Below are 25,372 nucleotides of genomic sequence, written 5' to 3'. Positions count from 1 at the left end.
GATCGTTTCGGTTTTCTCTCGTTTTTTTAAAGGAAGTGACATGACAGATTTGCAAAAACGTTCACTGCTCAAAATAGCGGCCCTGACCGCTGTGGCGAGCGCGGCCCTGATGGGTTGCGGCAAGAAGGAAGAGCCGGCTCCTGCGCCTGCACCAGCACCTGCTGCATCGGCCCCTGCGCCCAAGCCAGAACCCCTGAAAATTGCGTTTGCCTACGTCGGCCCTGTGGGCGACGGTGGCTGGACCTTCGCCCACGACAACGGTCGCAAGGCGCTGGAAAAAGAATTCGGCGACAAGATCGTCACCTCCTTTGTGGAAAACGTGCCCGAGTCTGCTGACGCCGAGCGCGTGATCCGCGAAATGGCCAGCAGCGGCAACAAGCTGATCTTCGGCACCACCTTCGGTTACATGGAACCCATGCTCAAGGTTGCGCCCGAATTCAAGGACGTGAAGTTTGAGCACGCCACCGGCTACAAACAAGCCGAAAACATGCGCACCTACGACAGCCGCACCTACGAAGGCGCGTACATGGCAGGTGTGATCGCTGGCAAGATGACCAAGACCAACACGCTGGGCGTGGTGGCTTCCATCCCAATTCCTGAAGTGATCCGCAACATCAACAGCTTCACCCTGGGCGCCCAGAGCAGCAACCCCAAGGTCAAGACCAAGGTGGTGTGGGTGAACGGCTGGTTTGATCCCCCAAAGGAAACCGAAGCCGCTACGTCGCTGATCAACGGCGGCGCTGACGTTCTGTTCCAGAACACCGACTCGCCTGCGGTCTTGAAGACGGCCGAAGCCAAGGGCAAACGCGCCTTCGGTTGGGATTCCGACATGACCGCCTACGGCCCCAAGGCCCACCTGGCTTCCGCCATCATCAATTGGGGTCCTTACTACATCCAGGCGACCAAAGCCGCTTTGGATGGCTCCTGGAAGGGCGGCACAGGCTCCTGGATGGGCGTGAAAGACGGCGCGATTGACATCGTGTCCATCGCCGAAGACGTGCCTGCCGAAACCAAGGCCAAGGTCGAAGAAGTGAAGAAGGGTCTGGCTGATGGCACATTCGCCATCTGGAAAGGCCCTCTGAAAGACAACACCGGCAAGGACATCTTGAAAGACGGCGAAACCGCCGATGACAAGTTCCTGTCGGGCGTGAACTTCTACGTCAAGGGCGTGGAAGGCAAGGTTCCCGGCGCCAAGTAATTGGTGGCGGAATGAATCAAGGGCCGCCCACGAGCGGCCCTTTTTTGTTGGTTGGCAAAACAAGGAACGGCAGGCATGGATTCGGCAGCCAAGGAATATTCGTTGTGGCACCCCGTGGCATTGGCCAGCGCGGTGGCGCAGGCCCCGCTGGGCGCACGCCTGCTGAACCAGGCCGTGGTGTTGTGGCGCGACAGCGCCCACCAGATCCACGCCTGGGCCGACCAGTGCCCGCACCGCGGTGCCCAGCTCTCCCTGGGGCGCGTGTGTGACGACCGGCTGGAGTGTCCGTACCACGGCTGGCAGTTTGATGGGCACGGGCAGTGTGTGCATGTGCCAGCGCTGCCCCAGTTTGTGCCCCCCGCCACGCACACGGCACGCACGTTTTCTGCCTGCGAGCGGTATGGCCTGGTCTGGGTCTGCCTGCAGGCAGATGCCGATCCGGCCCTGATTCCTGCGTTTGCCGCTGAAACCGATGCGCAACTGCGCACCGTGAACTGCGGCTCTTACGACGTGGCCACCAGCGCGCCACGCATCATCGAGAATTTTTTGGACATGGCGCACTTTGGCTTTGTCCACGACGGCTGGTTGGGCATGCGCGCCGCCACCGCCATTGACGACTACACGGTGGAGAGCACGCCAAACGGCCTGCGTGCCACCCAGTGCAAGGCCTGGCAGCCGCAGAGCAATGTGCACTCCACCGCGCCGGCCCAGGTGGAATACACCTACGAGGTGCTGGCGCCCTACACCGCGGTGCTGACCAAGGTGCCCGATGCGGCCAGTGTGGCGCTGCAGGGTTTTCGCGAGTCGATTGGCCTGTTCATCTGCCCCATCACCCCCGAGAGCAGCCGTGTGTGGTTTCGTCTGGCCATGGCGGACTTTGATTCGCCTGACACCAAGCTGCAAGATTTCCAGCACACCATCTTCATGCAAGACAAGCCGGTGCTGGAGTCGCAGCGGCCGCAGCGCCTGCCGCTGGATGTGCGCGCCGAAGTGCACACGGCGGCTGACAAGGCCTCCTCGGCCTACCGCCGCTTTTTAAAACAACAGAATATTACTTTTGGAGTCTGCTGATGAGCGCTACACACCCCACCGTTCGACCCGTTGCCGCCGACCGTATGCCGGCCCTGCTGCGCGCCATGCCCAAAGCCGAGCTGCATATGCACATCGAAGGCTCGCTGGAGCCTGAGCTGATGTTTGCACTGGCCAAACGCAACAACGTGCCGCTGCGTTTTGCCAGCGAACAGGCGTTGCGCGACGCCTATGTGTTCAACAACCTGCAAGAGTTTTTGGACATCTACCACGAGGGCACCATGGTGCTGAAGACCGAACAGGACTTCTACGACATGACCTGCGCCTACCTCTCGCGCGCGCAGGCCGACAACGTGTTGCACACCGAAATTTTCTTCGACACCCAAACCCACACCGGCCATGGTCTGAGTGCCGACGTGGTCATCAACGGCCTGTACCGCGCCTGCACCGATGCACCGGCCAAGTTCGGCATGACGGCCTCGCTGATCCTGTGCTTCTTGCGCCACCTGAGCGAAGAAGAAGCCTTTGAATGCCTGGAGCAGGCGCTGCCGCTGCGCGACAAGATCGTGGGCATTGGCCTGGCATCCAGCGAGGTGGGCCACCCGCCCGAGAAGTTCGCCAAGGTCTATGCGCGCGCCAAACAGCTGGGCTTCCGCCTGGTGGCGCATGCGGGCGAAGAGGCGCCACCGGCCTACATCTGGAGCGCGTTGGATGTGCTGAAGGTGGAGCGCATCGACCATGGCGTGCAGGCCATCCACGATGCGGCGCTGATGCAGCGCCTGGCCAAAGACAAGATGCCACTGACCGTGTGCCCGCTGTCCAACCTCAAGCTGCGTGTGTTCCCCACCTTGGCGCAGCACAACCTGGGCGCCATGCTGGACGCCGGCATCATGGCCACCGTCAACTCCGACGACCCGGCCTACTTTGGCGGTTATGTGAACGAGAACTACACCCAGACCTTTGCGGCGCTGGGCTTGACGGCGCAACATGCCTACACGCTGGCACGCAACAGCTTTGACGCCAGTTTTATCGACGCATCACTGCGCCAGAACTATGTGCAGCGGCTGGACGCAGTGTTTGAGACGTTCCGCTAGGCGTTGATGACACTCCCGTGGGGGGATGCAGATTTTTAGTGCCAAATAGACCGGTGGCCCCCGTACCGCCTGCGCAAGCAGCTATCAAATACATAGTATTTGTGTGGCTGTATACCGTTTGCAGGTCGGCACGGTAAAATTCGCCCCAAGGCCCGCAGCTCCGGCGGGCTTTGTCTTTTGTGTTCGGAGCCATGTAGAGGACTACCATGTACAAAAACCTCGCCGCCACACCTGTGGCCGCTTGTTGTTTCCTATCCGCTCGCCTTGGCTGAAAGACTGCCATGGCATACCAAGTCAAAGAAATCTTCTACACACTGCAGGGCGAAGGCTCGAATGCGGGCCGCCCTGCCGTGTTCTGCCGCTTTGCCGGCTGCAACCTCTGGACCGGCCGCGAGCAGGACCGTGCCAGCGCCGTTTGCCAGTTCTGCGACACCGACTTTGTGGGCACCGACGGCACGCTGGGTGGCAAGTTCAAGACCGCGCAGGCGCTGGCCGAGCGCATTGCAGCGCAGTGGCCCGACACCGACGCGGCCAACCGCTTTGTGGTGATGACGGGCGGCGAGCCGCTGCTGCAGGTAGACGCCGAGTTGATTGACGCGCTGCACGCGCAGGGCTTCCAGATTGCGGTGGAAACCAACGGAACGATCAACGCACCCGAGGGTATCGACTGGATTTGTGTGAGCCCCAAGGCCGGCTCCACCTGGGTGCAGCGCAGCGGGCACGAGCTGAAATTGGTCTGGCCCCAGCCCGGCATCACGCTGGCCGACTGCGAGGCGGCGGACTTTGAACACCGCTACCTGCAGCCCATGGACAACATCCTGCGGGCCGACAACACCCGGGCCTGCATTGCGCAATGCCTGGAGCGTCCGCAATGGCGCCTGTCCCTGCAAACCCACAAGATCACAGGCATCCGATGACCCAAGTGCCCGCCATCCCCATTCCGCGCCGCTGTGAGGTGAGCCAGAAGTTTTTCTTTGACGCCGCCCATACGCTGAAGCGCACGCTGGATGACGCCGAGGAAGTCGCCGGCAGCCGCCGCATCCACGGCCACACCTACCATGCGGAAGTGACCGTGGCGGGCAACGCCGACGAAGACACCGGCATGGTGGTCGACCTGGGCCACCTGCGCCAGGCCATTGCCGTGTTGCGCCCGCGCCTGGACCACCACCTGCTGGACGAAGTGGAGGGCCTGGGCCCGCCCACGCTGGAAAACCTGGCGGCTTACATCTGGCGCGCCATGGCGCAGGAGTTCAGCGGCCTGTGGCAGGTGCGCGTCTGGCGCGAGGCGAGTGGCGACAGCTGCACCTTGCGGGCCTGACCCTATGCGCGGCCCATAGAGGCTATGCATGCCTTGGTATAGACATTGCTGCGCTGCGATATATGCTTGCCCGCATGAAAGCCTACCGCGCCTCTCTTTTGTGGTTTGCCCCCGATGCACCGGGGCAGGCCCGTTTTGAAACCGATGGCCTGCTGGTCGTCGGCCCCAACGCCCAGGGCACCCAGGTGGTGCAAGCCATTGGTGCGTACAGCACCATCGCACCGCAGTACCCGCAGGTGGCCGTGCAGCACTTCCCCGGCCGCATCATCGCGCCGGGTTTTATCGACCTGCACATCCACTACCCGCAGACGAATGTCATCGGCTCGCCCGCGCCGGGTTTGCTGCCCTGGCTGGAGAACTACACCTTTCCAGAAGAAAAACGCTTTTCAGCCCCCGAATACAGTGCGCAAGCAGCTACTTTTTTTGTAGCAGAGCTGCTGCGCAACGGCGTCACCAGTGCGCTCACCTTTGCCACCTCGCATGTGGAATCGGTCAACGCCCTGTTTGTCGAGGCCCAGGCCCAACAGATGCGCCTGATCACCGGCCTATGTCTCATGGACCGCCACGCGCCTGCCGATTTGTTGAACCAGGGCCAGGGCAGCGTGAGCGGCACCGAACAAAGCCTGCGCGACACCGAGGCGCTGATCCAGCGCTGGCACGGCGTGGACCGGCTGGGCTATGCCATCACCCCGCGCTTTGCCCCCACCAGCACCGACGCGCAGCTGTGCGGCGCGGGCGAGCTGGCCAAGCAATACGCCGACGTGTGGATCCAAAGCCATGTGGCCGAGAACAAAGACGAGATCACCTGGGCGCGCGAGCTGTTCCCCCAGTCCCGCAGCTACCTGGCCACCTACGACGACTTTGGTTTGATGCGTGACCGCGCCATCTACGCCCACTGCATCCACTTCGACGACGACGACCGCGCGCTGATGCGCGACACCGGCGCCGCGGCGGCCATCAGCCCCACCAGCAACCTGTTTCTGGGCAGCGGCTTTTTCGACTACGAGGGCGCCAACCGCGTGGGCTACCAGTACGGCTTGGCCAGCGATGTGGGGGGCGGCACCTCGTTCAGCCCCTTCCACACCATGCTGGCCGCCTACTACGTGGGCCGCGAGGGGCAGACCAAGCCCGGCCTGTCGCTCTCGCCCCAGCACCTGTGGTGGCAGCACACGGCGGGCGCCGCAGCGGCCCTGGGGCTGGGCGGCGTGGTGGGCAACCTGCTGCCAGGTTGCGAGGCCGACTTTGTGGTGGTGAATCCCAAAGCCACTCCTTTGTTGGAGCGCAAGACGGCACTGGCGTCCAACCTGGACGAGCTGCTGTTCTCGCTCATCGTGCTGGGCGACGACCGGCTGATCGAGCAGACCGTCATTTCCCAAGCGATTTAGGGCTCTAGCCAGCGTGGATGCTGCGCGAGCAGCTCCTGATTTCATAGCGCTACGTCTGAGGGGTATAGGGTTATCCCGTATAGTTCTGGGCTTCAATCCCAAGGAACCCATGATTGCGACAGAAGAGTCCCCCGCGCTGACGCGGCTGCAAATTGTTTTGGTGATTCTGGCGCTGGCCTGTGGCGGCTTTGCCATCGGCACCGGCGAATTTGCCATCATGGGCCTGCTGCCCGATGTGGCCAGCACCTTTGCCGTTACCACCCCGCAGGCCGGTTATGTCATCAGCGCCTACGCCCTGGGCGTGGTGGTAGGCGCGCCGCTCATTGCCATCGCGGGCGCCAAGTCTTCGCGCCGCACGCTGCTGCTCATCCTCATGGCGGTTTTCACGGTCGGCAACTTCGCCAGCGCGTTGGCGCCTGATTTTCTGAGCTTCGTCGTCTTGCGTTTTCTGACCGGCCTGCCGCACGGCGCCTACTTCGGTGTGTCCGCACTGGTGGCTGCATCGCTGGTTCCGCTGGCCATGCGGGCCCGCACCGTCGGTTACGTGATGCTGGGGCTGACCGGGGCTACGCTGGTGGGCACCCCAGTCATGGCGCTGTTTGGTCAATTCCTCAGTTGGCGTGTCATGTTCCTGGCGGTGGGGCTGATCAGCGTGCTCACGGTGACGCTGATCTGGATCTATCTACCGCGCGACAAACCTTCAGAGGGGGCTGGCGTGATGCGCGAATTGGTGGCGTTTACCCATCCGCAGGTACTGCTGACCCTCACCCTTGCCGCGACCGGTTTTGGCGGCATGTTTTCCATCTTCTCCTACATCGCCAGCACGGCCACCGAGGTGGCGCACATGCCCGCAGGCATGATCCCGGTGATCATGGTGCTGTTCGGCATTGGCATGAATGTGGGCAATGTGGTGGGCTCCAAGCTGGCCGACATCGCACTCATGGGAACCATAGGCGGCATGCTGATCTTCAACATCGTGGTGATGACGTTGTTCAGCCTCACCGCTGCTACGCCCTGGATGTTGTGCACGTCGGTGTTCTTGATTGGCTGCACCTTTGCGGCCGGCCCGGCCATCCAGACGCGGCTGATGGATGTGGCGGCCGACGGTCAGACCCTGGCGGCCGCGTCCATGCACTCGGCCTTCAACATCGCCAACGCACTGGGTGCCTGGCTGGGCGGTCTGGCCATTGCCTTTGGCTACGGTTATGCCGCCACCGGCTACGTGGGCGCCTTCCTGTCGTTCATTGGCCTCTTTGTGTTTGCGGCCTCGGTCTGGCTGGAGCGGCGTGGCAGCCCCGCGCGCCGTTCGGGGGGCTTGGTGTCCGTCGGGCAGGAATGATAGGCTTGGGGGCATGAAAAATCTTTCCCTGCTCCACTGGCATTCGATGTTCATGGGGGTGGCGCTGCTGGCGTCAGGCCGCTCCAAGGACGCCCGCAAGCGCAACGGGGCCTGCGTCGTCAGCCCGGACAACAAGATTTCCGGCGTCGGCTACAACGGCCTGCCGCGTGGCTGCAACGACGATGACGAGCACTACTGGCAGGACGACGACAACGACCCGCTGAACTCGCGCCACAGCTACATCGTCCATGCGGAGCAGAACGCCATCCTCAACTGCACCACGCTGCCCTTGCATGGCTCCACCATTTATGCGACCCAATATCCTTGCCCGCGTTGCGTGCAGTCCATCATCCAGGTCGGCATCAAACGCGTGGTCTACCTGGACAAGAAGGAGCACCAAGAGCGTGTGAATGGGGCCTCTGAAAAGATGCTGGCCGATGCGGGGGTGGAGATTGCCTCCCTGCAGGAACTGCACCCCGAGGCCGCCGACTGGTCGGCCGATCTGGCCCAGTTCATCGAAAGCTCCACCCAAGGGAAACCCACACCATGAAATGGGAAGGCAACCGCCAGTCGGACAACGTTGAAGACCGCCGCAGCGGTGGGTCCGGTGGCGGCTTTAGCGGCGGCGGTGGCCTGGGTGGCTTGCTCGGTGGGCTGCTGGGCAGCAAGTTGGGGTTGGGCACCATCGTGGTTGCGCTCTTGGGGGGCTGGGCGCTGGGCATCAGCCCGCTCACTATCCTGGGCCTGCTCAGTGGCGAGGGCGGCCCCGCGCCTATGGTGCAGCAGGCCCCCGCACAGCGCCCGCCGGCAGATGACCGCATGGCCAAGTTTGTCTCTACCGTGCTGGCCGATACCGAAGACGTGTGGACCGATGTGTTCAAAAAGGGCGGGGCCGACTACCAGAAGCCCCGGCTGGTGCTGTTCCGCGGTGCCACCTCCACCGCCTGCGGCCAGGGCCAGAGCGCCATGGGCCCGTTTTACTGCCCGGCCGACCAGAAGGTGTATATCGACCTGGGCTTTTACGAAACCCTGCAAAAACAACTGGGCGCGCCCGGCGACTTTGCCCAGGCCTATGTGATTGCCCATGAGGTGGGCCACCATGTGCAACACCTGCTGGGCATCAGCACCAAGGTGCAAGAGGCGCGCAGCCGCGTGAGCAAAGCCGAAGGTAATGCGCTGAGCGTGCGCCTGGAGCTGCAGGCCGATTGTTTTGCCGGCGTATGGGCGCACCATGCCAACAATGCGCGCCAGCTGCTGGAAGAAGGCGATGTGGCCGAAGCCATGAACGCCGCCGCCAAAATTGGCGACGACGCCCTGCAGCGCGGCAGCGGCCAGTCGGTGGTGCCCGAGAGTTTCACCCACGGCAGCAGCGCCCAGCGCCAGCGCTGGTTCGACAAGGGCCTGAAAACCGGTAGCGTCAAAGCCTGCGATACCTTTTCTGCTCGCTCTATATAGCCCCACGCTCCGGGGAAATTGCCGTTTCACAGGAGTGGGGGATAATACGGGGTTGCCCCCGGCGTCGGGGCGCAATCAGCTATCGGATGGATAGCACCCCTTATGGCTATGCCTGACCGACTTGACTACTGAACTGAATACCCCTGCCACCCCGTCCAAAGAGCTGACGGCGGACACCCCCATCATGGCGTTTGCCCAGCTGCAGCTGGCTGCCCCCATCGCCCGCGCCGTGGCCGAAATGGGCTACGAAACCATGACGCCCATCCAGGCGCAGGCCATCCCCGTGGTGCTGACCGGCCAGGACGTGATGGGCGCTGCCCAGACCGGTACCGGCAAAACCGCCGCTTTCGCGCTGCCCCTGCTGCAGCGCATGATGAAGCACGAAAACCCCTCCACATCCCCCGCCCGCCACCCCGTGCGTGCGCTGGTGCTGCTGCCCACACGTGAGCTGGCCGACCAGGTGGCCCAACAGGTCAAGCTGTACGCCAAGTACACCAACCTGCGTAGTGCCGTGGTGTTTGGCGGCATGGACATGAAGCCCCAGACCCTGGAGCTGAAAAAAGGTGTGGAAGTACTGGTGGCCACCCCCGGCCGCCTGCTGGACCACATCGAAGCCAAAAACGCCGTGCTCAACCAGGTGGAATACGTGGTGCTGGACGAGGCCGACCGCATGCTGGACATCGGCTTTTTGCCGGACCTGCAGCGCATCCTGAGCTACCTGCCCAAGCAGCGCACCACACTCTTGTTCAGCGCCACCTTCTCGCCCGAGATCAAGCGCCTGGCCAACAGCTACCTGCAAAACCCCGTCACCATCGAAGTGGCCCGCTCCAACGCCACGGCGTCTACCGTCGAGCAGCACTTCTACAGCGTGGGCGAAGACAACAAGCGCCACGCCCTGCACCAGATCCTGAAGACCCGCGGCATGAAGCAGGCCTTTGTGTTTGTGAACAGCAAGCTGGGCTGCGCCCGCCTGGCCCGTTCGCTGGAGCGCGAAGGCCTGAAGACCGCCGCACTGCACGGTGACAAGAGCCAGGACGAGCGCCTGAAAGCGCTGGAGTCCTTCAAAAAAGGCGAAGTGGACCTGCTGGTGTGTACCGATGTGGCCGCCCGCGGTCTGGACATCAAGGACGTGCCCGCGGTGTTCAACTTCGACATCCCGTTCAACGCCGAAGACTATGTGCACCGCATTGGCCGCACTGGCCGCGCTGGCGCCTCTGGCCTGGCTGTGACCTTTGTGGGCGGTGGCAACGACGCCCGCCTGCTGGCCGACATCGAGAAGCTGATCAAGACCAAGATCGAGCTTGAAGCGGTGGAGTTTGAAGAAGACCAGCCCGACATTCGCAAGCAAGGTCGCATCAACGATGGCCGCCGCATGTACCACGAAGACGGCAGTGCGGTGAGCGACAACGGCCGCAGCGCCGGACGCGGCGAAGGCCGTGGCCCGCGTGACGACAGCGACCGTGTGCGTGTGCCCCGCGCTCCACGCAACGACTACAACCGCCCGGTACAAGCCTCGCGCGATCCGTTTTTTGACAAGCCCTACGAGCCCAGCGCAGCGCCCGAAGCCGCGCCTTCGTGGGAGGCCTCGGCCCGTCCCACTACGCGCAGCATCTCTGCCAACATCAAGCCCAAACGCAAGGTGGCGGCGCTGTTCAAATCAGAATAAGCATTTCAGCTTTCCAACAAAAACGGCGCCTGGTGCGCCGTTTTTGTTTGCCGTTTTAGTCCCCGGGTTTTTGTGACTGCTCGCAGTGCACCTGCAGCAGCTCGGTGCGCCACGGTGCACCCGCCGCACCGGGCTCCACACGCAGCGCGCTGAGGCAGCCGCCCCACACACAGCCGGTGTCCAGCGCCAGCACATCGGGCCGGTCCAACCAGCCCAACGTAGACCAGTGGCCAAACGCCACGGTCACTTCCGCCGTCTGGCGTCCGGGCGCCTCGTACCAAGGCAGGTAGCCCTCTGGTGCCTGGTCCGCCGGGCCGGAGGTCGCGAACTCCATGGCGCCTTCGGGCGTACAAAAGCGCATGCGGGTCAGCGCGTTCACGATCACGCGCAGCCGCTCTATGCCCGCCAAGTTGTCGCTCCATGCATCGGGGGCGTTGCCATACATGGCGTGGAAGAAGGCGCCCACCGCGTCCGAGCGCAGCACGGCCTCCACTTCCGCCGCCAGTGCTATGGTTTTGGTAGCTGTCCACGCAGGTAATACGCCGGCGTGCACCATTAATAGGTCTGAATCGCCAACCCGCTCCAGCATCGCCATGCGCTGTTGGCGCAGCCAGTCCAGCAGGGCGGGGCGGTCGGGGGCGGCCAGCAGGTCGTCCAGCGTGTCGTGGCGGCCGGGCTTGCGTACGCCGTGGGCCACGGCCAGCAAGTGCAGGTCGTGGTTGCCTAGCAGGCAGCGAGCCGATGCGCCGTAGCCCATCAGCCGACGCAGCACCCCAGCCGAATCGGGCCCGCGGTTTACCAGGTCGCCCAGCAGGTAGAGCGTGTCGCGGCTGGGGGAGAAGTCGATGCGTTGGGTCAGCTGCGCCAGCGCTGCGTCGCAGCCCTGCACATCGCCGATAAGGTACATTGCCATGGTGTTCATTCTCGCTTGGGTTCCATGGATTTTTTGCTGATCATCGTGCTGACTTTGTTGAATGGCGCCTTCGCCATGTCTGAGCTGGCGCTCACCGCCAGCCGCAAGGTACGGCTGCAAACCATGGCCGAGGCCGGTGACAAGGGCGCCAAGGCCGCCCTGGCCCTGATGGACAACCCCACCCAGTTTTTATCGTCCGTACAGGTGGGCATCACCTCCATTGGCATGCTCAACGGCATCGTGGGCGAGGCCGCCTTTAGCGACGGCCTGGCGGCTTGGCTGCAGTCCACCATCACCCTGTCTGACCGCGCCGCTGAAATCTCGGCCACGGCCATTGTGGTCACCGTCATCACCTTCATCACCATTTTGTTTGGCGAGCTGGTGCCCAAGCGCATTGGCCAGCTCTACCCCGAAACCGTGGCCCGTGTGGTGGCCCTGCCGATGACCTGGGTGGCCACCGGTGCCAAGCCTTTTGTGCGCCTGCTGTCCATGTGCACCCACGGCATGCTCAAGCTGCTGCGCATCGACACCACCGACACCCGCGCCGTGACCGAGGCCGAAATCTCTGCCAGCCTGGAAGAGGGCGTGGACGCCGGCATCATCGAAGAACACGAACACCAGATGGTGCGCAACGTCTTCCACCTGGACGACCGCCACCTCACCTCCATGATGCTGCCGCGCACCGACATTGCCTGGCTGGAGGCCACCAACACCGTGGCCGAATGCCTGGCGCAGGCCGGGTCGAATGCTGCGCATGGCGGGCATTCCTGGTATCCCGTGTGCCGCGACTCACTGGACAACGTGGTGGGCATCATCAGCGTGGCACGCTTGCTGGCCACGGGTGCTGCGCACCAGGATTCTGTCGAGTCGCTGGTGGAGCCAGCCGTGTTTGTGCCCGAGACGCTGAGTGGCATGGAGCTCATCGAGCAGTTCCGCGTCAAGTCGGCACGCATGGTGTTTGTGGTGGACGAATACGGCGTGGTGCAGGGCCTCATCACCCCACACGACCTGCTGGAAGCCATTACTGGCGAGCTGCAACCCGACGCACAAACCGAAGCCTGGGCCGTGCAGCAAGACGATGGCTCCTGGATGCTCGATGGCCTGATGCCGCTGAGCGAACTCAAAGCGCGGCTGGAGATTGAAGACGACCTGCCCGACGAGGAGCGTGGCCGTTACAACACGCTGGCGGGCTTGCTGATGGCCGTGTCGGGCAACCTGCCCGCGCAGGGCGCGCACATTGTGTGCGCGCATTGGTTGTTTGAAGTGGTGGCACTGGAAGGCCGCCGCATCGACAAAGTGCGCGCCCGCCGTACCCTCAACGACTGAGGCGCTACGCTGGCTACAAGCGCCCGGTGAGCTTGTAGGCCAGCAGGCCCACCAGTTCGTGCAATGCCAGTTGCCATTCCACGGCGCCACCCGCCATTGAGAAATCCAGCCAGTCACTGCTGTCTCCGGTACGAAAGTCCACCGGATACGCTGTGACATTCCACCCGGCCTTGGCGAACGTGGCCATGGAGCGCGGCATGTGCCAAGCCGAGGTCACCAGCAGCCAGCGCTGCGTGGGATCCACGCCCTGTAGCTTGGCCGTCAGCACCGCGTTCTCGTAAGTGTTGCGCGAGGCGGACTCGTACTGCACCTGGGGTCCGCTCAGCCCCAGGCTGTCGAAGAACATCTTGGCGCGCTCGGCCTCCGATTGGCCAACGCCCATCAGCGCACCCTCGCCCCCGGTAAACAACACGCGCAATTGGGGGTTGGCACGCAGTACCGCCACCGTGCCCGTCATGCGCTCGGCCGCGTCGTTCAGCATGGGTTGCACATGGGCCATTTGCGTGCGGCCCGACTCCGTGGCCCCGCCCAGCACCACCACGCCCACATAACCCTCCAGCTTGGCGTTGGGCGCCATCTCGGGGTAGCGGCTTTCCAACTGGCGAATGATGGCCTCGGGCAAGGGCTTCCAGGCCATCAGCACCAGCACCGCCAGCGCCGTGCCCACCAGCCGCCGGCCCGCGCGCGGCCAGCGCCGCAGCACCAGCAGGCTCAGCAGCAGCAAAACAAACACCCACAGCAGGGGCTGGGTAATCAGGGCCAGAATTTTGGAAGCAATAAACATGGGGTGGTGGACTTACTTGGGGGTGTCTTCCGGCATGGGCCGCGCCTGTTGCATCGCGCCCTCTACCGTTTGTTTGATCTGCTGCTGTATTTGCTGGCTCTGCTGCTGCGGGCTCGCCCCCGGCGTGGCACCCGGGGCCACGCTGGCCGTGCCGCCCAGCTGTTTTTTGGCCAGCACGCCGACGATGGCGAGCACGATGAGCAGGCTTGCTATTCCAAATAGGGCACGCATAACGTCAGCCTCTTTCTGTGAAAAAGCCCCTCGCTGTTAAAGCGAGGGGCTTTCAAATTTGGTGCCGGAAAGATGAATCGAACACCCGACCTTCTCATTACGAATGAGCTGCTCTACCGACTGAGCTACACCGGCAACTAAGCCTGCAATTATAGCGAGCCGCCTCTCAGGATCAGGCTGCTTCCGAGTGGTAGCGCGTGGCGCGTTCCACCTCGTTTTTCGATCCCAGGAACACGCTCACGCGCTGGTGCAGCTTGGTGGGCTGGATGTCCAGAATGCGTTGGCGGCCGTCGGTGGCGGCGCCGCCGGCTTGTTCGATCAGCCAGCCCATGGGGTTGGCTTCGTACATCAGGCGCAGCTTGCCTGGCTTCTCGGGTTCGCGCTTGTCCCAGGGGTACATGAAGACGCCGCCGCGCGTCAGGATGCGGTGCACATCGGCCACCATGCTGGCAATCCAGCGCATGTTGAAGTCTTTGCCACGCGGGCCGTCTTTGCCCTGCAGGCATTCGTCGATGTAGCGCTTCACGGGCTCGTCCCAGTGGCGCATATTGCTCATGTTGACGGCAAATTCCTGCGTGTCTTCGGGCACGCGCACATCTTCCTGCGTCAGCACAAACGAGCCCTGCTCGCGGTCCAGCGTGAACATGGCCACGCCGTCGCCCACGGTCAGTACCAGCGTGGTTTGCGGGCCGTAAATGCAGTAGCCCGCAGCCACTTGTTGGGTGCCGGGTTGCAAAAAGTCTTGCTCGCTCACGGCGGGGCCTTCGGGCGATTTGAGCAGCACGCTGAAGATGGTGCCGATGCTGACGTTCACGTCGATGTTGCTGGATCCGTCCAGTGGGTCAAACATGAGCAGGTATTCGCCTTGCGGGTAGCGGTTGGGCACGGTGTAGATGCCTTCCATTTCTTCGCTGGCCATGGCAGCCAGGTGGCCGCCCCATTCGTTGGCTTCGATGAGCACTTCGTTGGCGATGATGTCCAGCTTCTTCTGGATTTCGCCCTGCACGTTTTCGCTGTCGGCCGCACCCAGCACGCCGCCCAGGGCGCCCTTGGTCACAGCCAGGCTGATGCTTTTGCAGGCGCGGGCCACCACTTCCAGCAGCAGGCGCAGCTGGGGTGGAATGGCGCCGGGGGCGCTGGCGTTGCCTTCGTGGCCGCGCTGCTTCTCGATGAGGTAGCGCGTGAGCGAGATGCGTTGTGTCATGGTTAATCCCTAAGTTTAAAAATTGGTGGGGTCGCGCGCGGCCTAGGCCTGCTCGCGTTCGGTCAATTCATCCAGCCGGGCCCGTGCGTCTTCCAGCAGGTCATCGTCGCCGCTGGCCTGGGCGATGGCCACGCGTTGTTCAAACAGGGTGCGGGCCTGTGCCACGTCGCCCGCCTCGTGGGCCAGCACGCCCTGCTGAAACAGGGTGTCCAGAATGATGTCGTTGTCTTGCAAGGCCTGGCCCAGCGCCAGGCGCTGCTGCAGGTAGGCCTGTGCTTGGGCGTGGTCGCCCATCTCATAAGCGTTTTGCGCCAGGTTGTTGATAACACCCGAAAGGCGTTCATCGGTGCCCGTGCCAAAGGCGCTTTGCGCATCGGCCAGCAGTTGCTGGTTGTGAACCAGTGCCGCGGCAAAGCGGCCAGCCTCGTGCAGGGCGTAGCCAATCTCTTCGCGGATGCCCAGCTTCTGCTCCAGGCTCAGCGTGGCGCCGGCGTGCGCAGACCATTCGGCGGCCTGTTGCAGGTGCTCGATGGCGGTGTCGTATTCCTCGGCCTGCACGGCCGACTTGCCGATGGCGTAGTGCTGCTCGTAGCGCTCGGTGGGTGTCAGTCTGCCACGCGCTTCGCGGATGGCCAGCGCGCGCATGCCCAGGGGCAGGCCCTCTGAATCCCACTGGCGTTTGGCAAACACCACAAACTGCAGCCACAGCAGGTCGGCCAGCTCGGCCGACTCCGGGCCCACCTTCTCTGCCAGCGGTAGCAGCGCCTCCAGGTCTTCTGACATGGCAGAACCGCTAAACATGGCGTCCGCGTCGTACACCGTGTCGCGCAGCGGGGTAAACCGTCGCGCAAACTTGTCTGCAGGGGACGCGAAACCGAAGAAGGCCATAGCCGTGTGCCGTGCGTTTAGTCGGCCAGCGCGCGGTCTACCACCTCGCGCACATCGTTGCTGAGGTCGGTCTTGGCGGCCACGCGCACCAGCGCTTCGCGCGCAGCGCTGCGGTAGGGCTCGGCCAGCTTCTTCCAGCGGTCCAGTGCGCGGGCCAGGCGGGCGGCTACCTGGGGGTTGATGCCGTCCAGCTCCATCACGCGGTCGGCCCAGAACACATACCCTGCCGCGTCTGCACGGTGGAAGCCACCGGGGTTGGCGCTGCAGTAGCTGAAGATGACGCTGCGTGCACGGTTGGGGTTGCGGATGTTGAAGTCCGGGTGGGCTAACAGCTGGCGCACGGCGGGTAGCACCTGGCCACCGCGGTCGCTGGTGCCTGCTTGCAGGGCAAACCACTTGTCCAGCACCAGCGCTTCGTCCTTGAACAGTGCGTGGAAGCGCGCCAGGGCGGGCGCAGCCAGCGCATGGCCGCTGCCCACCAGGGCAGACAGGGCGTTGAAGCGGTCGGTCATGTTGCCCGCGTCCTTGAAACGCTGCAGTGTCTTGCCGGGCCAAATATCCGACTGTCCTGAGCCTGTCGAAGCGGCGCTCTGCACGGCGGCCAGGTTCAGGAAACCCAGCGCCATGCCAGCCAGGGCGCGGCGGCCGCTGGAGACGGGGTCGGGGCGGTAGGCGCCGTTGTCTTTATGGGCTTCAAACGCCCATTCCCAGTCGGCTTGCAGGGCGGTGGCCAGTTGCAGGCGCATGGCGTCGCGCACGGCGTGGATGCGCTGCGGGTCCACCACGTCCAGCTGCTCGGCGATGTAGGTTTCGCTGGGCAGGGTCAGCACCAGTTCCTTGAAGGCGGCGTCCAGCGTGGGGTGACGCAGCACGGCGCGCATGGCGTCAATATAGGCATCATTTAGGGGTGTAGCGCCCGTAGTATCTGCGCCAGCAGCTATTGAATTGATAGCGCTGCGCAGCGCCAGGCGCTGGCCGGCTTCCCAGCGGTTGAACGGGTCGGGGTCGTTGGCCAGCAGGGTGAGCAGCTGGGCGTCGCTGTAGTCAAAGTCCAGCACCACGGGCGCCGAGAAGCCGCGCAGGATGGAGGGCACGGGCTCCTCAGTCACACCGGTGAAGGTGATGCTCTGGCTGGCTTCGGTCAGCACAAAGAGGTGGCTGTCGGCACCGGCCACGCTGCTGCCTTGCACGTGCAGGGGCAGGGCCGCGCCGCTGCTGGCACCTACCAAGCCCAGGCTCACGGGGATGACAAAGGGCTCTTTACCGGCCTGGCCCGGCGTGGGCGCGCAGCTTTGGCTGAAGTGCAGGGTGTAGGTCTGCGCAGCCGCGCCGTATTCACCGCGGGTGGCCAGGCGGGGTGTGCCGGCTTGGCTATACCAGCGCTTGAACTGGGGCAGCAAGTTGGCCAGCGCAGAGCCCGGGTTGGCGTCGGCAATGCTTTGGGCAAAGTCATCGCAGGTCACGGCCTGGCCGTCAAAGCGCGCGAAGTACAGCGCCATGCCTTGCTCAAAGCCTTTGCGGCTTGTCAGCGTTTGCATCATGCGCACCACTTCGGCACCTTTTTCGTAAATGGTGACGGTGTAGAAGTTGTTGATCTCGATGTAGCTGTCGGGCCGCACCGGGTGGGCCATGGGGCCCGCGTCTTCGGGGAACTGGGCGGTGCGCAGCACGCGCACGTCTTCGATGCGCTTCACCGCGCGGGCCGATGGCTCAGCGCACAGGTCCTGGCTGAATTCCTGGTCGCGGAAGACGGTCAGGCCTTCCTTCAGGCTCAGCTGGAACCAGTCGCGGCAGGTGATGCGGTTGCCGGTCCAGTTGTGGAAGTACTCATGCCCCACCACGCTTTCGATGTTGCTGTAGTCCACGTCCGTCGCCGTGGCCTGGTTCGCCAACACGTACTTGGTGTTGAAGATGTTCAGGCCCTTGTTTTCCATGGCGCCCATGTTGAAGTCGCTGGTGGCGACGATCATGAAGCGCTCCAGGTCCAGCGGCAGGCCAAAGCGCGCCTCGTCCCAGGCCACGCTGGCCATCAGGCTGTTCATCGCGTGTTCGGTCTTGTCCAGATCGCCGGGGCGCACAAACACCTGCAGCAGGTGGTCCTTGCCATTGCGGGCGGTGATGCGCTGCTCGCGCGCCACCAACTGGCCGGCCACCAGCGCAAACAGGTACGACGGTTTCTTGTGCGGGTCCACCCACTTGGCGAAGTGGCGGCCATCTTCCAGCACACCGCTGTCCACCAGATTGCCGTTGGACAGCAGCACGGGGTACTTGGCCTTGTCGGCGCGCAGGGTCACCGTGTACATGGCCATCACATCGGGGCGGTCCAGGAAGTAGGTGATGCGGCGAAAGCCCTCGGCCTCGCACTGCGTGAAGAACGATTCGTTGCTCACGTACAGGCCCATGAGCTTGGTGTTCTTAACGGGCGCGCAGGTGGTGAAGATTTCCAGCGCAAAGGGTTCGCTGCCTTCGGGCAGGTTTTCCAGCACCAGTTGACCGTCTTCCATCTTGAAGCTGGTGCCCTGGCCATTGACCAGCACGCGCGCCAGGTTCAGTTCTTCGCCGTCCAGGCGCAGGGGCTGGGCCGCTACATCGGGGTTGCGGCGCAACGTCATCTTGTTGAGCACGCGGGTTTTGGCGGGGTCCAGGTCAAAACTCAGGTCGACGGTGTCGATCCAGTAGGCGGGGGCGGTGTAGTCGCCGCGGTGGATCACCGCAGCCGGGCCCGAGGCCTCACGAAGTTGCAACATGGTGTGTCTCCAAAAATTGGGATGTGATCAGGGCGTGGTAGTCGGGCACCACGGCCAGCACGTGCGGGCCGCGCAGTTCGTCGGGGTGGTGGCTGCTGGCGATGCCCACAGCGCGCATGCCGGCACGGCGTGCGGCCTCGATGCCCAGCGGTGCGTCTTCAAACACGATGCAGCGCGCGGGCTCCACGCCCATGCGGCGCGCGGCTTCCAGAAAAATGGCAGGCTCGGGTTTGCCGGGCAGGCCCTCGTCGCCGCCCACGGTGGTGAGTGGGGCAATGGGCATTTGCAGGTTGGCGTAGGCAAAGGCCTGGTTGTGGCGGTCACCCGCCGTGCCCACGCCCAGCTTCAGGCCGCGGCCATGCGCGAGGTTAAAAAACGCTTTAAACCCCGCTACCTCGGCAAAGATGGGCGAGAAAATTTCGCGGTACACCGCTTCCTTTTCGTGCACATGGGCCATGGCCTCGGCCGCATCCATGTCAGGGCGGCCAAACAGATCGCGCATGCACTCCAGACCCGTGCGGCCGGTGGTGCGGCGCATCAGATCGGCAATGTCCACCTCCAGGCCCTGCCGCTGGGCGAACACCGCCCAGCTTTCCTTGTGCGAAGGCATGGAGTCGATCATGGTGCCGTCCATGTCGAAAATCAAAGCGTCCAACATGCCTTAGATGCCCTGCTTCAGAGATGCCTGGATGAACACATCCAGGTCCCCATCCAGCACTTTTTGGGTGGCCGAGACTTCGACGTTGGTGCGCAGGTCCTTGATACGGCTGTTGTCGAGCACGTAGCTGCGGATCTGGTGGCCCCAGCCCACATCGGTCTTGGTGTCTTCCAGCTTTTGCTGCGCTTCTTGCTGCTTGCGCAGCTCGAAGTCATACAGGCGGCTGCGCAGGCGCTTCCACGCAACGTCGCGGTTGCTGTGCTGGCTGCGGCCGTCCTGGCACTGCACCACGATGCCGGTGGGGATGTGTGTCAAACGCACGGCCGAGTCGGTCTTGTTGATGTGCTGACCGCCGGCGCCAGACGCGCGGAAGGTGTCGGTGCGCACATCGCTGGGGTTGATCTCGATCTCGATCGAGTCATCAATCTCGGGGTACACAAAGACGGACGCGAAGGAGGTGTGGCGCCCGCCCGAGCTGTCAAACGGACTTTTGCGCACCAAGCGGTGCACGCCGGTTTCGGTGCGCAGCAGGCCAAAGGCGTATTCGCCTTCCACCTTGATGGTGGCGCCCTTGATACCGGCGGTGTCACCGTCGGTGATGTCTTCCACGGTGGCGGTGAAGCCCTTGCGTTCCGCGTACTTGAGGTACTGGCGCAGCAGCATGCTGGCCCAGTCGCACGCCTCGGTGCCACCGGCGCCGGCCTGGATGTCCAGGAAGCAGGGCAGGGGGTCGGCCGGGTTGTTGAACATGCGGCGGAATTCCAGGCCCTCGATGATGGTGGCCTGTTTGGCGGTCTCGGCCTCGATGGTGAGCAGGCCGGCTTCGTCACCGTCTTCTTTGCTCATCTCGAACAACTCGGTGTTGTCGGCCAGGTTGCTGGTCAGGTCATTCAGGGTGACGACCACGCCGTCCAGCATCTTCTTTTCTTTGCCCAGCTCCTGGGCGCGTTTGGGGTCGTTCCAAACGGTGGGGTCTTCTAACGATGCATTGACGGTGCGCAGGCGCTCGGCTTTGGCATCGTAGTCAAAGATACCCCCGAAGTTCCTGGGTCCTGGCGGTCAGGTCTGCCAGGGTGGTGCCGATAAGGTTGACGCGCTCTGCTTCGATCATGGTGTTCTCGTTCTGCTGAATGGGGAAAACACCGATTTTCTCATGCTTGGGCGCCCGCGCGGCGCCCGTGCCTAGCGACCGAACAAGCCCTTGAGCGCACCGCCCAGACCGGGCAGCCCGGGAATAACGGGCAACAGGGACTTTTGCTCAGGCGCTTCGTCGCCGGTGGGGGCACTGGCGGCGGGGGCTGGGCGGCGTTTGCTGCCCGCCTCTTCCAGCGGCAGCGTGGCCACGGACTTGACGCGCACACGCGCTGCCCACTCGGGCGCCCAGGCCACGCGGCGGTCGGCGGGGCGGGGTGGGTGCACCAGGTTCAGCTCTTGCCCGTAGGCCATGCCACGCACCATGGCGCCCCCGGACTTGGCAAAAATGCCGGCCGGAATGGCGCACTGGGTCTGGCTGGTGGGCAGCAGGGTTTTGTCGGCCAGCCACAGGTCCAGATTGGGTGTGCTCAGGTAGTCCATCAGGCCCCAGCCGGGCTCGGGTGTTTCGGACGAACTCCACAACACCATTTCACCGTCGCTGCCGCCCATGGCGTTCAGAAAGTAGGCGCGCGCCTGCGGCTGGGCTGGCCATGCCACGGTGGTGGCGCTGGCGCCACCACCCGTGGTGGACAGCGCCAGGGGCGGCATGAAGTCCTGCACCTGGCCGATGGAAAACTGCAGGCTGGCCGGAATGCCGTCGCCTGCCACCTTGTGCTCGCCCTGCAGCGAGGCACCTTTGGGCACGGGTTGTTTGCTCTGCGGGTTGGGCCACAGGGCGTGCCCCGGGGCGGCGGTGGCACCGCGTTCAGGCGTGGCGCGCCCGCGCATGAACTGGCCGTAGTCCTCGGGTTTGGCATTGGCCACATCCAGCACCTTGGGCTGGCCGGCACGCACCGTGTCGCTGCAGCCCCAGTAGAGCAGGATGCGGCCCTTGGGTTGCTCGGGCACACCGTCTTCGGTGTTGCGGCTCTGCGGGGTGGTGGGTTTGGTGGCCGCGGGTTCGGGCGGCAGCAGCGTCAGGCTGGCGCCCAGGTTTAGACCGGGGGGAATACTTTGGGTGGCAGTGGTGCCCGCAGGTTTGCGCTGGGTGGCCACGGCAATGTCCAGCCAGCGGCCGGGCAGCATGCCCTTGGTGGCGCCAAAGCTGGCCTCGCCCATGCCTTGGATGCCGGCCATGCTGGCGGCCAGACCGCCCACGGCGCCCAGGTTGGGCAGCTCGTCCATGTCGGCCATACGCACGGTGGCCACGTCCATCCAGTACTGCGCCACCGGCGGGCGCACCACCTGGGTTTGCGAGATGGCGGGGCTGCTGCCCAGGGCCAGCAGCAGGGCGCTGGCCAGGGTGGTGGTGGAATACGCGGGACGGTGGCGGGCTTGCATGGAATCTCCTGAAGCGGTGCGGACGTTGCGCCGCATTATCAACCTGCCATGTGTCTGCGTCTGTGCGGATTCAGACGATGAAGCGTTCGATCAGCGCCGCCAGCACCTCAGGCTGGTCGTGGTGCATCATGTGGCCCGCATCGTTAATGTGTGCAATCTCCACATTCGGCACCACCTGCAGACGCTCGTGGTACTGGGCCAGGGTGTACTTGCCGCGCCACCACTGGTCCAGGCTGTTGTCCGACGCTTCCACCGCCAGCACGGGCATGGTGAGGCGTTTGTAGATCTCCAGCACTTCTTCCACGCGGTAGAGCTGGGCATTGGAAATCTTGTGGGCCGCATCGCCCTGGATGGCCCATTGGCCCTCAGGCGTCTCGGCGGCCCAGTGGCGGGCCAGCCAGTCGGCCTTGTCCTGGCCCAGGCGCGGGTTGGTCTTCATGAGGCGGCGTGCCACGCCGTCGGCGCTGTCGTAGGCCTTGAGGTCCATCTCACCCGCGTGCAGTTTCTTCAGCTCGTCCATCCAGGTCGCAAAACGGCCGGGGGCTTGGGCAGGGATGGTGGCTGGCATGCCAAAACCTTCCAGGTTCACCAGGCGGCGAATGCGCTCGGGGCGCACGCCGCCATACAACATCACCACGTTGCCGCCCATGCTGTGGCCCACCAGGTTCACCGCTTGGCCGGGCGCGTAGTGGTCCAGCAGAAAGTCCAGGTCGGCCAGGTAGTCGGGGAACCAGTAGTTGTCGGCCAACGGGGCTTTGGTTTTGCCGTAACCGCGCCAGTCGGGAGCGATGATGTAGTGGTCCTGCGCCATGGCGTCCACCACAAACTGGTAGCTCGCCGCCACATCCATCCAGCCATGCACCATGACCAGCGGAGTCTTGCCGGGGCCGGGCTCGCCCCAGACTTGCACGTGGTAGCTCAGGTTGCGGATTGGGACGAATTCGCTGCGGCAGGGGCGTTTGACTTGGTACATTGCTGGAATCATAAGGACGTACAAGGAGGCAGGGCATGCCAGTCAGTCAACGACGCGACAAGACATCGAAGACACAGAGCGCGGTGGGGCTTCCCCCCGGCTACGCCGCGTTGCACGGCAGCTTTGGCTGGCAGGTGCCGCAGCATTTCAACATGGCCCAGGCCTGCAGCCAGCGCTGGGCGGAGCAGTCTGATGCTATAAAAAGAGTAGCTGTTCGCGCATATTCCACGGGGGCTGAGAGCACTTTTCATACTTATTTGGAGCTACAGGCGCAGGCCAACCGCCTGTCCAACGCGCTGCGCGTGCTGGGCGTGCAGCGTGGCGACCGCGTGGGCATCGTGCTGCCGCAGCGTTTTGAAACTGCGGTGGCCTACATGGCGGTGCTGCAGCTGGGTGCGGTGGCCATGCCGCTCTCCATGTTGTTTGGCCCCGAGGCGCTGCAGTTCCGCCTGCACGACAGCGAGGCGGTGGTGGCGATTTGTGATGCCACCTCGCTGGAGGCGCTGGCCAGCGTGCGTGACGACTGCCCGCTGCTGCGCACGGTCATTGGCGTGGGGGCGTCAGGCCAGGCCGATCTGCACTGGACCACGGTACTGGCGCAGGAGTCCGCACAGTTCACGTTGGTGAACACGCTGGCCGAAGAGCCCGCCGTGCTGATCTACACCAGCGGCACTACGGGCAACCCCAAGGGCGCGTTGATTCCGCACCGCGCACTGATTGGCAACCTGAGCGGTTTTGTGGCGAGTCAGAACTGGTTTGGTTTTGATGGCAAGAAGAATGCGAATTCCAAGGCCGTGTTCTGGTCACCGGCCGACTGGGCGTGGACCGGCGGACTGATGGACGCGTTGCTGCCGACGCTGTACTTCGGCCGCCCCATCGTGGCCTACAGCGGGCGCTTCAGCCCGCAGACGGCGCTGGAGCTGATGCGCGACTGTGGCGTGACGCATACCTTCCTGTTTCCCACCGCGCTCAAGGCCATGATGAAGGCCTATCCGGGTGTGAAGGGCAAGACCGTGCGCCAGCAGTTCAAGCTCAAGCTGGACGCCATCATGAGCGCGGGCGAGGCCGTGGGCGACGCGGTGTTTGGCTACTGCGAGCGGCAGCTGGGTGTGACGCCCAACGAGATGTTTGGCCAGACCGAGATGAACTACATCGTGGGGAATTCAAATCGCCACTGGCCCGCCAAGGGCGGCAGTATGGGTATGGGCTACCCCGGCCACCGCGTGGCGGTGATTGACGACGCGGGTAACGAGTGCGAGGTGGGCGTGCCCGGCGACGTGGCGCTGCACCGGTTCGACGTGAACGGCCAGCCCGACCCCATTTTCTTTTTGGGCTACTGGAAGAACCCCGCCGCCACGGCCGCCAAGTTCACCGGCGACTGGTGCCGCACGGGTGACCTGGCGGTGCGCGACGCGGAAGGCTACCTTTGGTACCAGGGCCGTAGCGACGACGTGTTCAAGGCCGCGGGTTACCGCATTGGCCCCGGCGAGATCGAGAACTGCCTGGTCAAGCACCCGGCCGTCATCAACGCCGCCGTGGTGCCCAAGCCCGACGCCGAGCGCGGTGCGCTGGTTAAGGCCTATGTGGTTATTGCTCCTGATTTTATAGCTGCTTGCGCAGACGATGCGTGGGCTAGAGGCCAATTGCATGCCAAACTCACGGTGGAGCTGCAAGCCCATGTGAAAGGCCAACTGGCACCGTATGAGTACCCCAAGGAGATTGAGTTTGTGGACGCCCTGCCCATGACCACCACCGGAAAAGTGCAGCGCCGCGTGCTGCGCCTGCAAGAGGAGGCGCGTTATGCGGCTGCCCGCGCTTAAGGCCCCGTTTAGGCCCACGCTGCTTAGGCGCATTGCCTGGTTGAGCTGGAGCAAGTGGCTGGCGCTGCCCTTGTTTTCCCTCCTGCAGTACGCCGCCAGTCCCTGGCGCAGCATGTTTTTTCTGGCCCTGGTGCTAAACGGTGTGTTGTGCGTGTTTCTGTTTCTCGCTTTGCGGGCCTGGGAGCTGAGCCTGCGCCGCCAGTTTGTGCGCGAGGCACCGCTGCCACGCTTTCTGGGCGCCAAGCTCATGGCGCAGTACCCCCAGCTCAGCGTGCGCGACACCGAGCTGGTGCTACACGGCCTGCGCCAGTTCTTCATGGCGCACCTGCGCAGCAATCGCCAGTTTGTGGCCATGCCGTCCAAGGTGGTGGACGCGGCCTGGCACGAGTTCATCCTGCACACGCGGGGTTATGAGCAGTGGTGCCATGCGGCATTTGGCAGCCTGCTGCACCACAGCCCGGCCGAGGTGCTGGGCCGCGACCCCAAGCGCAACAGCGGCCTGCGCCGTGCCTGGTTCTGGGCCTGCAAGGAAGAGAGCATTGACCCCGGTGCCCCCACGCGCCTGCCGCTGCTGTTTGCACTGGACAAGAAGTTCGCCATTGCGGGCGGTTTCACCTATGTGCCCAACTGCCGCGACATCAACAACAAGGCCGGCTCCGACGCCTACTGCGGCACCAGCTTTGGCGACGGTGGTGGCGGGGGCTGCGGTGGCGGAGGCGATGGTTCCCCGGATGGTTCATTCAGCTTCAGTTCGGACAGCGGTGGCAGTGATGGTGGCAGCAGCTGCGGGGGAGGCTGTGGCGGCGACTAGGTCTTTCACTCCGCGCTACCATTGTTCGATTCGCCGTTTCTTCACCCCATTTTCTGAA

At 63.9% G+C, this 25,372-nt stretch carries 23 protein-coding genes and 1 tRNA gene; 13 read left to right on the top strand and 11 right to left on the bottom strand.

The window, feature by feature from the left end; translation table 11 throughout:
• Nucleotides 1-40 precede the first annotated feature (40 nt).
• The 10 genes from C5F53_RS17305 (at nt 41) to C5F53_RS17260 (ending at nt 10,484) form a co-directional block, all read left to right on the top strand.
• Nucleotides 41-1,198: a BMP family ABC transporter substrate-binding protein gene (locus C5F53_RS17305; RefSeq protein ID WP_105262638.1), complete on the top strand. Its 1,158-nt coding sequence runs from the start codon at nt 41-43 to the stop codon at nt 1,196-1,198.
• 75 nt (nt 1,199-1,273) lie between these two features.
• Entirely contained in the window at nt 1,274-2,269 is a 996-nt protein-coding gene (locus C5F53_RS17300) for an aromatic ring-hydroxylating dioxygenase subunit alpha (RefSeq protein ID WP_105262637.1), read from the top strand.
• Nucleotides 2,269-3,321, top strand: coding sequence for an adenosine deaminase (locus tag C5F53_RS17295; protein ID WP_105262636.1), 1,053 nt, complete (start codon nt 2,269-2,271; stop codon nt 3,319-3,321). The genes C5F53_RS17300 and C5F53_RS17295 overlap by 1 nt, the downstream gene beginning before the upstream one ends.
• Before the next feature lie 281 nt (nt 3,322-3,602).
• Nucleotides 3,603-4,238 carry a 7-carboxy-7-deazaguanine synthase gene (gene queE, locus C5F53_RS17290; RefSeq protein ID WP_105262635.1) on the top strand — a complete coding sequence of 212 codons (636 nt, stop codon included), beginning with the start codon at nt 3,603-3,605 and terminating at the stop codon, nt 4,236-4,238.
• On the top strand, nt 4,235-4,639 hold the full coding sequence (locus C5F53_RS17285; RefSeq protein ID WP_105262634.1) for a 6-carboxytetrahydropterin synthase: 405 nt from the start codon (nt 4,235-4,237) through the stop codon (nt 4,637-4,639). Before queE ends, C5F53_RS17285 begins: the two co-directional genes overlap by 4 nt.
• Before the next feature lie 74 nt (nt 4,640-4,713).
• The gene (gene guaD, locus C5F53_RS17280) at nt 4,714-6,024 is read left to right on the top strand and encodes a guanine deaminase (protein WP_105262757.1); all 1,311 of its coding nucleotides are present in this window, start codon (nt 4,714-4,716) and stop codon (nt 6,022-6,024) included.
• 109 nt (nt 6,025-6,133) lie between these two features.
• Nucleotides 6,134-7,363, top strand: coding sequence for an MFS transporter (locus C5F53_RS17275; RefSeq protein WP_105262633.1), 1,230 nt, complete (start codon nt 6,134-6,136; stop codon nt 7,361-7,363).
• A gap of 13 nt (nt 7,364-7,376) precedes the next feature.
• On the top strand, nt 7,377-7,913 hold the full coding sequence (locus C5F53_RS17270; RefSeq protein ID WP_105262632.1) for a dCMP deaminase family protein: 537 nt from the start codon (nt 7,377-7,379) through the stop codon (nt 7,911-7,913).
• Entirely contained in the window at nt 7,910-8,818 is a 909-nt protein-coding gene (locus tag C5F53_RS17265) for a neutral zinc metallopeptidase (protein ID WP_105262631.1), read from the top strand. Before C5F53_RS17270 ends, C5F53_RS17265 begins: the two co-directional genes overlap by 4 nt.
• Before the next feature lie 184 nt (nt 8,819-9,002).
• Entirely contained in the window at nt 9,003-10,484 is a 1,482-nt protein-coding gene (locus C5F53_RS17260; RefSeq protein WP_105262756.1) for a DEAD/DEAH box helicase, read from the top strand.
• A gap of 55 nt (nt 10,485-10,539) precedes the next feature.
• On the opposite strand, the gene C5F53_RS17255 is transcribed toward C5F53_RS17260, so the two are convergent.
• A complete protein-coding gene (locus C5F53_RS17255; RefSeq protein WP_105262755.1) occupies nt 10,540-11,397 on the bottom strand; it encodes a symmetrical bis(5'-nucleosyl)-tetraphosphatase in 858 nt (285 codons plus the stop codon).
• 24 nt (nt 11,398-11,421) lie between these two features.
• Here C5F53_RS17255 and C5F53_RS17250 point away from each other — a divergent pair, with 24 nt between their 5' ends.
• Nucleotides 11,422-12,723: a hemolysin family protein gene (locus C5F53_RS17250; protein ID WP_105262630.1), complete on the top strand. Its 1,302-nt coding sequence runs from the start codon at nt 11,422-11,424 to the stop codon at nt 12,721-12,723.
• 13 nt (nt 12,724-12,736) lie between these two features.
• On the opposite strand, the gene C5F53_RS17245 is transcribed toward C5F53_RS17250, so the two are convergent.
• From C5F53_RS17245 to C5F53_RS17200, 10 genes are all read right to left on the bottom strand, one after another.
• Nucleotides 12,737-13,507, bottom strand: a complete 771-nt coding sequence (locus C5F53_RS17245; RefSeq protein ID WP_105262629.1) for a YdcF family protein — start codon at nt 13,505-13,507, stop codon at nt 12,737-12,739.
• A gap of 12 nt (nt 13,508-13,519) precedes the next feature.
• Nucleotides 13,520-13,738 carry a hypothetical protein gene (locus C5F53_RS17240; RefSeq protein ID WP_105262628.1) on the bottom strand — a complete coding sequence of 73 codons (219 nt, stop codon included), beginning with the start codon at nt 13,736-13,738 and terminating at the stop codon, nt 13,520-13,522.
• Nucleotides 13,739-13,797: 59 nt separating this feature from the next.
• Nucleotides 13,798-13,873: transfer RNA gene (locus C5F53_RS17235), tRNA-Thr, on the bottom strand.
• Nucleotides 13,874-13,910: 37 nt separating this feature from the next.
• Nucleotides 13,911-14,942, bottom strand: coding sequence for a class 1 fructose-bisphosphatase (locus C5F53_RS17230; RefSeq protein WP_105262627.1), 1,032 nt, complete (start codon nt 14,940-14,942; stop codon nt 13,911-13,913).
• 42 nt (nt 14,943-14,984) lie between these two features.
• Nucleotides 14,985-15,830: a tetratricopeptide repeat protein gene (locus C5F53_RS17225; RefSeq protein WP_105262626.1), complete on the bottom strand. Its 846-nt coding sequence runs from the start codon at nt 15,828-15,830 to the stop codon at nt 14,985-14,987.
• A gap of 17 nt (nt 15,831-15,847) precedes the next feature.
• Nucleotides 15,848-18,577, bottom strand: coding sequence for an aminopeptidase N (gene pepN, locus C5F53_RS17220; protein WP_105262625.1), 2,730 nt, complete (start codon nt 18,575-18,577; stop codon nt 15,848-15,850).
• Entirely contained in the window at nt 18,561-19,235 is a 675-nt protein-coding gene (locus C5F53_RS17215) for an HAD family phosphatase (RefSeq protein WP_105262624.1), read from the bottom strand. The genes pepN and C5F53_RS17215 overlap by 17 nt, the downstream gene beginning before the upstream one ends.
• A 3-nt stretch (nt 19,236-19,238) precedes the next feature.
• A protein-coding gene (gene prfB / locus C5F53_RS17210; protein WP_105262754.1) for a peptide chain release factor 2 occupies nt 19,239-20,343 on the bottom strand; the annotation gives its coding sequence in 2 pieces (ribosomal slippage) (nt 19,239-20,261 and nt 20,263-20,343; 1,104 coding nt in all).
• 74 nt (nt 20,344-20,417) lie between these two features.
• On the bottom strand, nt 20,418-21,710 hold the full coding sequence (locus C5F53_RS17205) for a hypothetical protein (RefSeq protein WP_105262623.1): 1,293 nt from the start codon (nt 21,708-21,710) through the stop codon (nt 20,418-20,420).
• Nucleotides 21,711-21,780: 70 nt separating this feature from the next.
• Nucleotides 21,781-22,683: an alpha/beta fold hydrolase gene (locus C5F53_RS17200; protein ID WP_105262622.1), complete on the bottom strand. Its 903-nt coding sequence runs from the start codon at nt 22,681-22,683 to the stop codon at nt 21,781-21,783.
• 35 nt (nt 22,684-22,718) lie between these two features.
• On the opposite strand from C5F53_RS17200, the gene C5F53_RS17195 reads away from it, so the two are divergent.
• Nucleotides 22,719-24,503 (top strand): acyl-CoA synthetase, encoded by a 1,785-nt coding sequence (locus tag C5F53_RS17195; RefSeq protein ID WP_105262621.1) that lies wholly within the window; start codon nt 22,719-22,721, stop codon nt 24,501-24,503.
• Entirely contained in the window at nt 24,484-25,314 is an 831-nt protein-coding gene (locus C5F53_RS17190; RefSeq protein WP_105262620.1) for a hypothetical protein, read from the top strand. Before C5F53_RS17195 ends, C5F53_RS17190 begins: the two co-directional genes overlap by 20 nt.
• Nucleotides 25,315-25,372 lie beyond the last annotated feature (58 nt).

The sequence above is a fragment of the Rhodoferax sp. TS-BS-61-7 genome (genome assembly GCF_002943465.1).
In the GTDB taxonomy this organism is placed as follows: domain Bacteria; phylum Pseudomonadota; class Gammaproteobacteria; order Burkholderiales; family Burkholderiaceae_C; genus Allorhodoferax.
Note: the sequence above shows the minus strand (reverse complement) of the source record. Positions and strands in the feature narration are given on the sequence as shown.

Bases quoted from the DNA above. Each gene is read 5' to 3' on its own strand.
- C5F53_RS17305 (WP_105262638.1), top strand. From the start codon at position 41: ATGACAGATTTGCAAAAACGTTCACTGCTCAAAATAGCGGCCCTGACC.
- C5F53_RS17300 (WP_105262637.1), top strand. From the start codon at position 1,274: ATGGATTCGGCAGCCAAGGAATATTCGTTGTGGCACCCCGTGGCATTG.
- C5F53_RS17295 (WP_105262636.1), top strand. From the start codon at position 2,269: ATGAGCGCTACACACCCCACCGTTCGACCCGTTGCCGCCGACCGTATG.
- queE (WP_105262635.1), top strand. From the start codon at position 3,603: ATGGCATACCAAGTCAAAGAAATCTTCTACACACTGCAGGGCGAAGGC.
- C5F53_RS17285 (WP_105262634.1), top strand. From the start codon at position 4,235: ATGACCCAAGTGCCCGCCATCCCCATTCCGCGCCGCTGTGAGGTGAGC.
- guaD (WP_105262757.1), top strand. From the start codon at position 4,714: ATGAAAGCCTACCGCGCCTCTCTTTTGTGGTTTGCCCCCGATGCACCG.
- C5F53_RS17275 (WP_105262633.1), top strand. From the start codon at position 6,134: ATGATTGCGACAGAAGAGTCCCCCGCGCTGACGCGGCTGCAAATTGTT.
- C5F53_RS17270 (WP_105262632.1), top strand. From the start codon at position 7,377: ATGAAAAATCTTTCCCTGCTCCACTGGCATTCGATGTTCATGGGGGTG.
- C5F53_RS17265 (WP_105262631.1), top strand. From the start codon at position 7,910: ATGAAATGGGAAGGCAACCGCCAGTCGGACAACGTTGAAGACCGCCGC.
- C5F53_RS17260 (WP_105262756.1), top strand. From the start codon at position 9,003: ATGGCGTTTGCCCAGCTGCAGCTGGCTGCCCCCATCGCCCGCGCCGTG.
- C5F53_RS17255 (WP_105262755.1), bottom strand. From the start codon at position 11,397: ATGGCAATGTACCTTATCGGCGATGTGCAGGGCTGCGACGCAGCGCTG.
- C5F53_RS17250 (WP_105262630.1), top strand. From the start codon at position 11,422: ATGGATTTTTTGCTGATCATCGTGCTGACTTTGTTGAATGGCGCCTTC.
- C5F53_RS17245 (WP_105262629.1), bottom strand. From the start codon at position 13,507: ATGTTTATTGCTTCCAAAATTCTGGCCCTGATTACCCAGCCCCTGCTG.
- C5F53_RS17240 (WP_105262628.1), bottom strand. From the start codon at position 13,738: ATGCGTGCCCTATTTGGAATAGCAAGCCTGCTCATCGTGCTCGCCATC.
- C5F53_RS17230 (WP_105262627.1), bottom strand. From the start codon at position 14,942: ATGACACAACGCATCTCGCTCACGCGCTACCTCATCGAGAAGCAGCGC.
- C5F53_RS17225 (WP_105262626.1), bottom strand. From the start codon at position 15,830: ATGGCCTTCTTCGGTTTCGCGTCCCCTGCAGACAAGTTTGCGCGACGG.
- pepN (WP_105262625.1), bottom strand. From the start codon at position 18,577: ATGTTGCAACTTCGTGAGGCCTCGGGCCCGGCTGCGGTGATCCACCGC.
- C5F53_RS17215 (WP_105262624.1), bottom strand. From the start codon at position 19,235: ATGTTGGACGCTTTGATTTTCGACATGGACGGCACCATGATCGACTCC.
- C5F53_RS17205 (WP_105262623.1), bottom strand. From the start codon at position 21,710: ATGCAAGCCCGCCACCGTCCCGCGTATTCCACCACCACCCTGGCCAGC.
- C5F53_RS17200 (WP_105262622.1), bottom strand. From the start codon at position 22,683: ATGTACCAAGTCAAACGCCCCTGCCGCAGCGAATTCGTCCCAATCCGC.
- C5F53_RS17195 (WP_105262621.1), top strand. From the start codon at position 22,719: ATGCCAGTCAGTCAACGACGCGACAAGACATCGAAGACACAGAGCGCG.
- C5F53_RS17190 (WP_105262620.1), top strand. From the start codon at position 24,484: ATGCGGCTGCCCGCGCTTAAGGCCCCGTTTAGGCCCACGCTGCTTAGG.